This is a genomic window from Streptomyces sp. WG5, from assembly GCF_049974565.1.
In the GTDB taxonomy this organism is placed as follows: domain Bacteria; phylum Actinomycetota; class Actinomycetes; order Streptomycetales; family Streptomycetaceae; genus Streptomyces.
In genome coordinates, this window is the sequence record NZ_JBNGGC010000073.1 from 1 (window position 1) to 8,883 (window position 8,883).

An 8,883-nucleotide genomic window follows, 5' to 3' on the forward strand; every position below is an offset into this window, starting at 1 on the left:
CGACGGCAACATCGAGGTCCGCACCAACCACGGCACCTACTGGGACCAGGGCACCCACTGGTCCGGCGGCTGGGGCCTCTTCATCGACGGCTCCCAGCTGGGCACCCTCAAGTTCGGTGACGCGACCGGCGACGGCAAGGCCGACCTGTTCGTCCACACCAAGGACGGCAGAGTCGCGGTCCGTACCAACCACGGCACCTACTGGGACCAGGGCAAGTTCATGATCACTCTCTGACGTCATGACTCGGCAGAGGTGTCGGGCGACCGCCTCCTCTGCCCGGTAGACCGTACGGCTCAGCTCTGACGGGCCACCAGACGCCCGTCGTCTCACGGCACCGTCACAACGGAGACCACTCCCTGGTTCGCCTCGGAACGAGAGGCGCAGGTTGACCGGGGAGTGGTCCACGTCTGTGTCAGGGCGGGGCAGCCAGTCACCTCACTGCCGTGCCAGGACCGTCCCCACCACCTGCCGCAGCATCGACTCCGGGTCCGGGGCCGGGCCGGGGGAGCGCCACGCCACGAAGCCGTCGGGGCGGATGAGGACCGCGCCGCCGTGGGTCACTCCGTGGGACCTCGCCCAGTCGGTGCCCTCGTCGTCCGGGACCAGGTCCGCCTCCGGTGTCCCGCCCACGCGGTACGACTTCAGCGGGACCCGCATCTCGGATGCCAGGCGCGTCGCCGCCTCGTGCCAGCCGGTGGGCTGTGCCGCGTCGCTGAGCAGGACCAGGGAGTCCTCGTAGAGGTCCAGGGTGGAGATGCGGGAGGCGTCGTCGCCGTGGCGGAGCCAGAGGTGGGGGGCCCTGCTGCCGGGGGCGCCGGTGAGGTCCAGGCCGTCCGGCACCACCGGTGCTCCCGGGTCGGCGCCGACCACCGCGCCCTGGGTGTAGCGGTAACCGAGGGCGACGTTGAGGATGCCGGCCTGCGGGCCGCCGCCGGGGGCCCCGCCCGGACCGCCCGGACCGCCGGGGCCGCCCGGACCGCCGGGGCCGCCAGGGCCACCGGGAGCCCCGGGGCCCCCGAAACCTCCGAGAGCTCCGGCACCACCGGGACCACCGGCACCACCGGGGCCGCCGGGGCCGCCGGGGCCTCCACCAGGACGTCCGCCCGGAGCAGCACCGGGACCACCGGGACTGCCGGGGCCGCCGGGACCGCCACCAGGACCTCCGCCCGGTGCTCCGCCCGGTGCTCCGCCCGGTGCTCCGCCACCCGGACCCCCACCAGGACCACCGGCCGGCCCCGCACCCGGTCCCCCGCCTCCCATGCCCGGCGGAGGCGCGAATCCGGGGTGGCTGTGTTCCGCCGAGCGGCCGGCGGCTCGGGCGCTGGTGGCCTCCGCGACCGGGCGGCGTTCCGCGTCGTAGGTGTCCAGGAGGCCGTCGCCCGCCCAGCCTTCCAGGACCGCGGCCAGTTTCCAGGCGAGGTTGTGGGCGTCCTGGATGCCGGTGTTGGAGCCGAAGGCGCCGGTGGGGGACATCTCGTGGGCTGAGTCGCCGGCCAGGAAGACGCGGCCGGAGCGGTAGCTGCGGGCGACGCGCTGGGCCGCGTGCCAGGACGCCTTGCCGGTGATCTCGACGTCGAGGTCCGGGGCGCCGATCGCGCGGCGGATGTGGTCGGCGCAGCGGTCGTCGGTGAAGTCCTCGACTGTTTCGCCCTGTTCGGGGTGCCAGGGGGCGTGGAAGACCCAGTTCTCCCGGTTGTCCACCGGGAGGAGGGCTCCGTCCGCGTCCTCGTTGGTCAGGTAGCAGACGATGAAGCGGCGGTCGCCCACGATGTCGGCGAGGCGGCGGGAGCGGAAGGTGATGCTGACGTTGTGGAAGAGGTCGCCGGGGCCGCTCTGGCCGATGCCGAGTTGCTCGCGGACGGGGCTGCGGGGGCCGTCGGCGGCGACCAGGTAGTCCGCGCGGATGGTGGTGTGCTCGCCGGTCTCCCGGCTCTTCACGATCGCGGTGACGCCTTCGGCGTCGGCCTCGAACGACAGCAGTTCGGTGCCGAAGCGCAGGTCGCCGCCGAGGTTCGTGGCGTGGGTGAGGAGCTCCGGCTCCAGGTCGTTCTGGGAGCACAGGCACCAGGAGCTGGGGCTGAAGCGGGCCAGTCCGCCCCCCGCGTCCATCTCCTTGAACAGCCACTCCCCCGCGTCGCCGACCAGGGTGGGCGTCTGGAAGATGCCGTGGTTCCCGGCCAGGGTGGCGGCGGCCTTCCTGATGTCCGGCTCGGTGCCGGACACGCGGAAGATCTCCATCGTGCGGACGTTGTTGCCGCGCCCGCGGGGGTGGATGGAGGTGCCGGTGTGGCGCTCCACCAGGGTGTGCCGGATGCCCAGCCGCCCCAGGAAGACCGAGGTCGACAGGCCCACCAGGGATCCGCCGACGATGAGGACCGGGACTCGGTGGACCCCGGGGGCGGCTCCGCCGGACCGGTCGGCTCTTGCGTTCATTGTTCGTCCTCCGTTGTGACGAACGTTCGTCCTGTGTCGTGACGGACGTCGTCTTCCGTTGTGACGGACGTGGTCCTCCGTCGTGGCGGACGTCGTCCTCGGTCGTGACGGACGTGGTCCTCCGTCGTGACGGACGTTCGCCCTCCGTGTGTCGGACCGTCGTCGCGTGACTCGCCCCGCGGCAGATGTGCGCCGGGGGTCTTCATGCATGCCCCGTGCGGCCCGAGGAGGCCCGCGGCGGCTCAGGCTTCACCCGCTTAACCCTCCCGGTTCGCGGTCCTCGCGGGCACGGCTCACGATCGTGCTTACTGCGACCGCCGCGCCCTGCCGGAGTCATGGCCCGCGCCGCGACGATCGCGCCCAGTCGACGAGAAAGTTCCCCCGAGAAGAGGTGGGCCGCATGACGGTCTCTCCCGTCGTGGCGACGGGTACCGCGTCGGCGGATGCCCGGACCACGGACGCCACGGACGCCACGGTGGCATCGGCCGCCGAGGACGCGGCCGGCGTGTCGATATCCGCGTTCGACGGATCCCGCGTGCGGGTCGTCCTGATGCTGGACATCCACGACGGAATGCAGCAGGAGTTCCTGACCGCCTACGACGGCATCCGCGACCGGGTCGCCGCCGTTCCGGGACACGTCAGCGACCAGCTGTGCCAGTCTCTGGACAATCCCACCCAGTGGCTCCTCACCAGCGAATGGGAGAGCGCGGTCCCTTTCCTGGCCTGGGTCAACAGCGAAGAGCACCTCGACACCGTCGGGCCCCTGCAGGACTACGTGCGCGACACGCAGTCCCTGCGCTACAGCGTCCTGCGGGAGACCCCCGGCGAACGGCCCCCGTCCGCGGCGGCCGGTGAGCCGCCGCCGGCCGCTCCCCGGATCGGGAGCAACGTCGTCCGGCACGCCCTGACCTTCACCGTACGGCCCGGCAGCGAAGGGGAGGTCGCCCGGCTGCTGGCCGGCTACGCGCAGCCCGACGCCGGTGTCGACGCCTCCGGCCGGCTGCTGCGCACCTCGGTCTTCCTGCACGGCAACCGGGTCGTGCGCGCCGTGGAGGTGCAGGGCGACCTGCAGACCGCGCTGCGCCACGTCGCCCGGCAGCCCGGGGTGCGGGCCGTCGAGGAGGCCCTCAACCCGTATCTGGAGCAGGTCCGGGACCTCCGCGATCCCCGGTCCGCCCGGCGGTTCTTCACCCGGTCCGCGATGCCGGCCGTCCACCACATGACGTCCTGCGTCCGCGCCGACGCGCGCGACATGCGGCTCGCGCTGTTCTACCCGGCCCGGGTCGGCGCCGGTCCGGAACTGGCCCGGCTGCTGGCCGGCCGGGACGCGGCGGCCGCCCACGACCCGGCCAGCCCGGTCCGCGCCGCCACCGTCTTCCACCGCGACGACTTCGTCATACGGCTCGTCGACGTGGACGGCGATCCGGCCGACGCGCCCGCGTTCGTCCTGGGCCTGCACGCGCCCGCCGACAGGTCCGGGGCCCCCGCCGCGGAGGTCACCGCGGTCGAGCGGTTGCTGGACACCGCCGCCGCCGGCGTCGACGGGCCCCTGACGGACGAACGCACGCTGTCGCTGCTGCTGGCGCGGGCCCGTATGACCCTCCTGACCGACCGGCGCTCGGACGACCCCTGAGCCAGGCACGCATCACGCGGGCGGACCGGGACGGACCGGGCCGGGCCCCACGGCGCGCCCGCTGGTCCGCGCGGACCTCTCCGCCTCCCCGGCCTCTCCCCCCCCTCATCCGCTCCGACCTCTCCACCCCCTCACCCTCACCCTCACCCTCCCCCGCCCCTCCGACCCCTCCGACGTCCCCTCGCGTCCCGTCATCCCGGAGTGAACGACATGACAGACCAGCAGGTACGCATCGTCTCCCTCGGCGACATCGCGCCGAACCGCCGCCGCGGCGGAGACCTCCGCGCCCTTCTCACGCCCACCACCGCCGGGTCGACCAGCGGCTTCATGGGCGTGGCCATGGTGCAGCCAGGTGACCGCATCGCGGAGCACTACCACCCGTACTCCGAGGAGTTCGTGTACGTCACCGACGGCACCCTCGAGGTGGACCTGAACGGTGTCCCCCACACCCTCTCCACGGGGCAGGGGCTGCTGATCCCGCAGGACATGCGCCACCGCTTCCGCAACGTGGGCGACGTCGAGGCACGCATCGTCTTCCACCTGGGGCCGCTGGCCCCGCGGCCGGAGCTGGGACACGTCGACACCGAGGACGCGGCGGGCAACCCCCTCCCCCACGACCCGGACCGGGCGGGGTGCGCCGGGCACGCCGGGCACGCCGGGCAGGAGCGTCCCGCCGCCGCGGCCGAGGCGGTGTCATGACCCGGCGTCGGGTCGCCGTCACGGGCATAGGCGTCGTCGCCCCGGGCGGGATCGGCGCCCCCCAGTTCTGGAGCCTGCTGTCCGACGGCCGTACGGCGACGCGCCGCATCTCCCTGTTCGACCCGGCCGGGCTGCGTTCGCAGATAGCCGCCGAGTGCGACTTCGAACCGTCCGAGCACGGGCTGGACCTCGCCACGGTCCAGCGGTGCGACCGGTACGTGCAGTTCGCGCTCGTCGCCGCCGCCGAGGCGGTCCGGGACGCCGACCTCGACATGGCCCGTGAGAATCCCTGGCGGGCCGGCGCCACGCTGGGCACCGCGGTCGGCGGCACCACCCGGCTGGAGCACGACTACGTGCTCGTCAGCGAGCGCGGCTCCCGCTGGGACGTCGACGACCGGCGGGCCGAGCCGCACCTGGAGCGGGCCTTCACCCCGGCGACGCTGTCGTCGGCCGTCGCCGAGGAGTTCGGCGTCCACGGTCCGGTGCAGACGGTGTCCACCGGGTGCACGTCCGGCCTGGACGCGGTGGGGTACGCCTATCACGCCGTCGCCGAGGGACGCGTCGACGTGTGCCTGGCGGGCGCGGCGGACTCGCCGATATCCCCGATCACCATGGCCTGCTTCGACGCCATCAAGGCGACCTCCCCGAACAACGACGACCCCGCGCACGCCTCCCGTCCCTTCGACGCCGACCGCAACGGCTTCGTCATGGGAGAGGGCGCCGCCGTGCTCGTCCTGGAGGACCTGGAGCACGCCCGGGCCCGTGGTGCCGCCGTGTACTGCGAGATCTCCGGCTACGCCACCTTCGGCAACGCCTACCACATGACCGGGCTCACCAAGGAGGGCCTGGAGATGGCGCGGGCCATCGACACGGCGCTCGACATGGCCGGGCTGGACGGCACCGCCATCGACTACGTCAACGCGCACGGCTCGGGCACCCAGCAGAACGACCGGCACGAGACCGCGGCCGTCAAACGGTCGCTGGGCGAGCACGCCTACGCGACGCCGATGAGTTCGATCAAGTCCATGGTGGGCCACTCGCTGGGCGCGATCGGGTCGATAGAGCTGGCCGCGTGCGTGCTGGCGATGGCCCACCAGGTGGTGCCGCCCACGGCCAACTACACGACCCCCGACCCGGAGTGCGACCTGGACTACGTGCCGCGCGAGGCACGCGAGCGGACGCTGCGGCACGTGCTGTCGGTGGGCAGCGGCTTCGGCGGCTTCCAGTCCGCCGTCGTACTGAGCGGTTGCGAAGGAGGGCTGCGATGAGCGGACCACAACGGACCACGCGCCGTCGGCAGGACGGAACCAGGCGGGCCGTCGTCACCGGACTCGGTGTGGTGTCCCCGCACGGCATCGGGGTCGAGGCGTTCTGGAAGGCGGCCGAGGACGGCGCCAGCAGCCTCGGTCCCGTCACCCGCGAGGGCTGCGACCACCTGCCGCTGCGGGTCGCGGGTGAGGTACGCGGCTTCGAGGCGGCCGACACGGTCGAGGACCGCTACCTCGTCCAGACCGACCGGTTCACCCACTTCGCGCTGGCCGCCACCGACCTCGCCCTGACCGACGCCCGGTTCGGCCGCGCCGACGTCGAGTCGCCGTACTCGGTGGGCGTGGTCACCGCCGCGGGGTCCGGCGGCGGCGAGTTCGGGCAGCGGGAGCTGCAGAACCTGTGGGGTCAGGGGTCGCGGTACGTCGGCCCGTACCAGTCGATCGCCTGGTTCTACGCGGCCAGCACCGGCCAGGTCTCCATCCGCAACGACTTCAAGGGTCCCTGCGGGGTCGTCGCCGCCGACGAGGCGGGAGGCCTGGACGCCCTGGCGCACGCGGCGCTCGCCGTGCGCAACGGCACGGACACGGTGGTCTGCGGTGCGACCGAGGCGCCGCTGGCCCCGTACTCGATCGTCTGCCAGCTGGGCTACCCCGAGCTGAGCCGGGCCACGGAACCCGACCGGGCCTACCGCCCGTTCACCGGTGCGGCCTGCGGGTTCGCGCCGGCCGAGGGCGGTGCCGTGCTCCTGGTGGAGGAGGAGGCGGCGGCCCGGGACCGCGGGGCCGACGTGCGGGCGACGGTGGCCGGGCACGCGGCGACCTTCACGGGTCCCTCCCGCTGGGCGGAGTCCCGGGCCGGGCTGGCCCACGCGATCGAGGGTGCGCTGGCCGAGGCCGGCTGCCGGCCCGAGGAGGTGGACGTGGTGTTCGCGGACGCCCTCGGTGTCCCGGAAGCCGACCGGGCCGAGGCGCTGGCCCTCGCCGACGCGCTCGGCCCGCACGCCCGGCGGGTGCCGGTCACCGCGCCCAAGACCGGGACCGGGCGGGCGTACTGCGCGGCACCGGTGCTGGACGTGTCGACCGCGGTGCTCGCCATGGAGCACGGGCTGATCCCGCCCACCCCGCACGTGTTCGACGTGTGCCACGACCTGGACGTGGTGGCCGGCCGCGCCCGCCCCGCCGAGATCCGCACGGCCCTGGTCCTCGGCCGCGGGCTCATGGGGTCCAACTCGGCGCTCGTCCTGCGGAAGGGCGGCACCGCGCCGTCCGCGGACGGCTGACGGACGACCGGCGGCCCACCCGACCCGACCAACGCCAACCCAGAGTGAGCGCCGCTTCCGGGCGAGCGCCGAACCGAGTGAAGGAGCACCTCGCATGACCGACCAAGTGGACTACCAGGTGACCGTCGAGGAACTGGCGACGCTGATGAAGCGCACCGCCGGCGTGCACGTCGACCCGGTCACCCTCCAGCAGCAGGCCGACGCCGGTTTCGACACCTTCGGCCTGGACTCCCTCGGCCTGCTGGGCATCGTGGCCGAGCTGGAGAAGCGGTACGGGCTGGGTCTGCCGGAGCAGGCCGAGCGCTGCAAGACGCCCGCGGATTTCCTCGCGCTGATCAACGGCGCCCTGAAGACGGGAGTGTGACGTGCCGGGCCACACCGACAACGAGATCACCATCGCCGCGCCGATGGAGCTGGTCTGGGACATGACCAACGACATCGACAACTGGCCCCGGCTGTTCAGCGAGTACGCCGCCGTGGACGTGCTCGACCGTGACGGGGACCGCGTCACGTTCCGGCTCACCATGCACCCGGACGCGGACGGCAAGGTGTGGAGCTGGGTCTCCGAGCGGGTCGCCGACCCGACGACCCGCACCGTCCGCGCCCACCGGGTGGAGACGGGCCCCTTCCAGTACATGGACATCGTCTGGGAGTACGCGGAGACCGCCGAGGGTGTCCGGATGCGCTGGATCCAGGACTTCGCGATGAAGCCGGACGCACCCGTGGACGACGCCTGGATGACGGACAACATCAACCGCAACTCGCGTACGCAGATGGCCCTGATCCGGGACCGGATCGAGCAGGCCGCGGGCGAGCGACGGCCCGCCTCCGTGCTCGCCGACTGACACCGGGCCGACTTGCACCCGGCCGGCCGGCCCGCGAGCCGGCGGACACCCGGGCCGGCCGGCACCTGAGCCGGCCGGCACCTCAGCGGGCCGACCCGCGAGCCGGCCAACACCCGAGTCGTACGACACCCGAGTCGTCCGACACCCGAGTCGTACGACATCCGAGCCGACCGACATCCGAGCCGACCGACACCTGAGCCGGACCCGACACCTGAGCCGACCCGACACCGACGGAGGGCACCTCCCCATGCACCACACCCTGATCGTCGCCCGGATGACCCCCGGCGCCGCACCGGACATCGCGAAGGTGTTCGCCGAGTCCGACCGCGGCGAGCTGCCCCACCTGGTGGGCGTCAACCGGCGCAGTCTCTTCGAGTTCGGTGACGGCGTGTACATGCACCTCATCGAGAGCGACGAGGACCCGGCCCCGGCCATCGGCCGGCTGACCGGGCATCCGGAGTTCCGCCGGGTCAGCGAGCGGCTCGAACCGTACGTGTCGGCGTACGACCCGGCGACCTGGCGGGGTCCGAAGGACGCGATGGCGCGCTGCTTCTACCGCTGGGATCGGACCGCCGCCGGCTGACGGTCCGCCGCCTCCCCCACCGCGTCGGGGGGGGGCGGGGGGGGGGCGGGGGCCCCCCCCCCCCCGGGGGGGGGGGGCGGCGGGGGGGCGGGGGGGCGGCGCCCACCGGGGGCCCCCCGGGGGGGAAGGGGGGTGCCCCCA

8 protein-coding genes and 1 pseudogene are annotated in these 8,883 nt (G+C 73.6%); 8 read left to right on the plus strand and 1 reads right to left on the minus strand.

Annotation, left to right across the window (positions count from 1 at the left end; translation table 11 throughout):
• Positions 1-235: pseudogene (locus tag ACP4IX_RS35695) on the plus strand (fusidic acid esterase FusH); the annotation flags it as partial.
• 201 nt (positions 236-436) lie between these two features.
• On the opposite strand, the gene ACP4IX_RS35700 reads toward ACP4IX_RS35695, so the two are convergent.
• Complete coding sequence (locus ACP4IX_RS35700; RefSeq protein WP_426558744.1) at positions 437-2,434, minus strand: FAD-dependent oxidoreductase; 1,998 nt, start codon at positions 2,432-2,434, stop codon at positions 437-439.
• A gap of 400 nt (positions 2,435-2,834) precedes the next feature.
• Here ACP4IX_RS35700 and ACP4IX_RS35705 point away from each other — a divergent pair, with 400 nt between their 5' ends.
• The 7 genes from ACP4IX_RS35705 to ACP4IX_RS35735 all read left to right on the plus strand — a co-directional run bounded on the left by ACP4IX_RS35705 (position 2,835) and on the right by ACP4IX_RS35735 (position 8,742).
• Positions 2,835-4,067 (plus strand): SchA/CurD-like domain-containing protein, encoded by a 1,233-nt coding sequence (locus ACP4IX_RS35705; protein WP_426558746.1) that lies wholly within the window; start codon positions 2,835-2,837, stop codon positions 4,065-4,067.
• A gap of 210 nt (positions 4,068-4,277) precedes the next feature.
• Positions 4,278-4,766, plus strand: a complete 489-nt coding sequence (locus tag ACP4IX_RS35710) for a cupin domain-containing protein (protein WP_426518917.1) — start codon at positions 4,278-4,280, stop codon at positions 4,764-4,766.
• Positions 4,763-6,034: a beta-ketoacyl-[acyl-carrier-protein] synthase family protein gene (locus ACP4IX_RS35715; protein ID WP_426518919.1), complete on the plus strand. Its 1,272-nt coding sequence runs from the start codon at positions 4,763-4,765 to the stop codon at positions 6,032-6,034. Before ACP4IX_RS35710 ends, ACP4IX_RS35715 begins: the two co-directional genes overlap by 4 nt.
• The gene (locus tag ACP4IX_RS35720; RefSeq protein ID WP_426558748.1) at positions 6,031-7,314 is read left to right on the plus strand and encodes a ketosynthase chain-length factor; all 1,284 of its coding nucleotides are present in this window, start codon (positions 6,031-6,033) and stop codon (positions 7,312-7,314) included. Before ACP4IX_RS35715 ends, ACP4IX_RS35720 begins: the two co-directional genes overlap by 4 nt.
• A gap of 94 nt (positions 7,315-7,408) precedes the next feature.
• A complete protein-coding gene (locus ACP4IX_RS35725; protein WP_426518923.1) occupies positions 7,409-7,678 on the plus strand; it encodes an acyl carrier protein in 270 nt (89 codons plus the stop codon).
• A gap of 1 nt (position 7,679) precedes the next feature.
• The gene (locus ACP4IX_RS35730; RefSeq protein ID WP_426518925.1) at positions 7,680-8,159 is read left to right on the plus strand and encodes an SRPBCC family protein; all 480 of its coding nucleotides are present in this window, start codon (positions 7,680-7,682) and stop codon (positions 8,157-8,159) included.
• 247 nt (positions 8,160-8,406) lie between these two features.
• Positions 8,407-8,742, plus strand: a complete 336-nt coding sequence (locus ACP4IX_RS35735; RefSeq protein ID WP_426518927.1) for a TcmI family type II polyketide cyclase — start codon at positions 8,407-8,409, stop codon at positions 8,740-8,742.
• Positions 8,743-8,883: the final 141 nt, after the last annotated feature.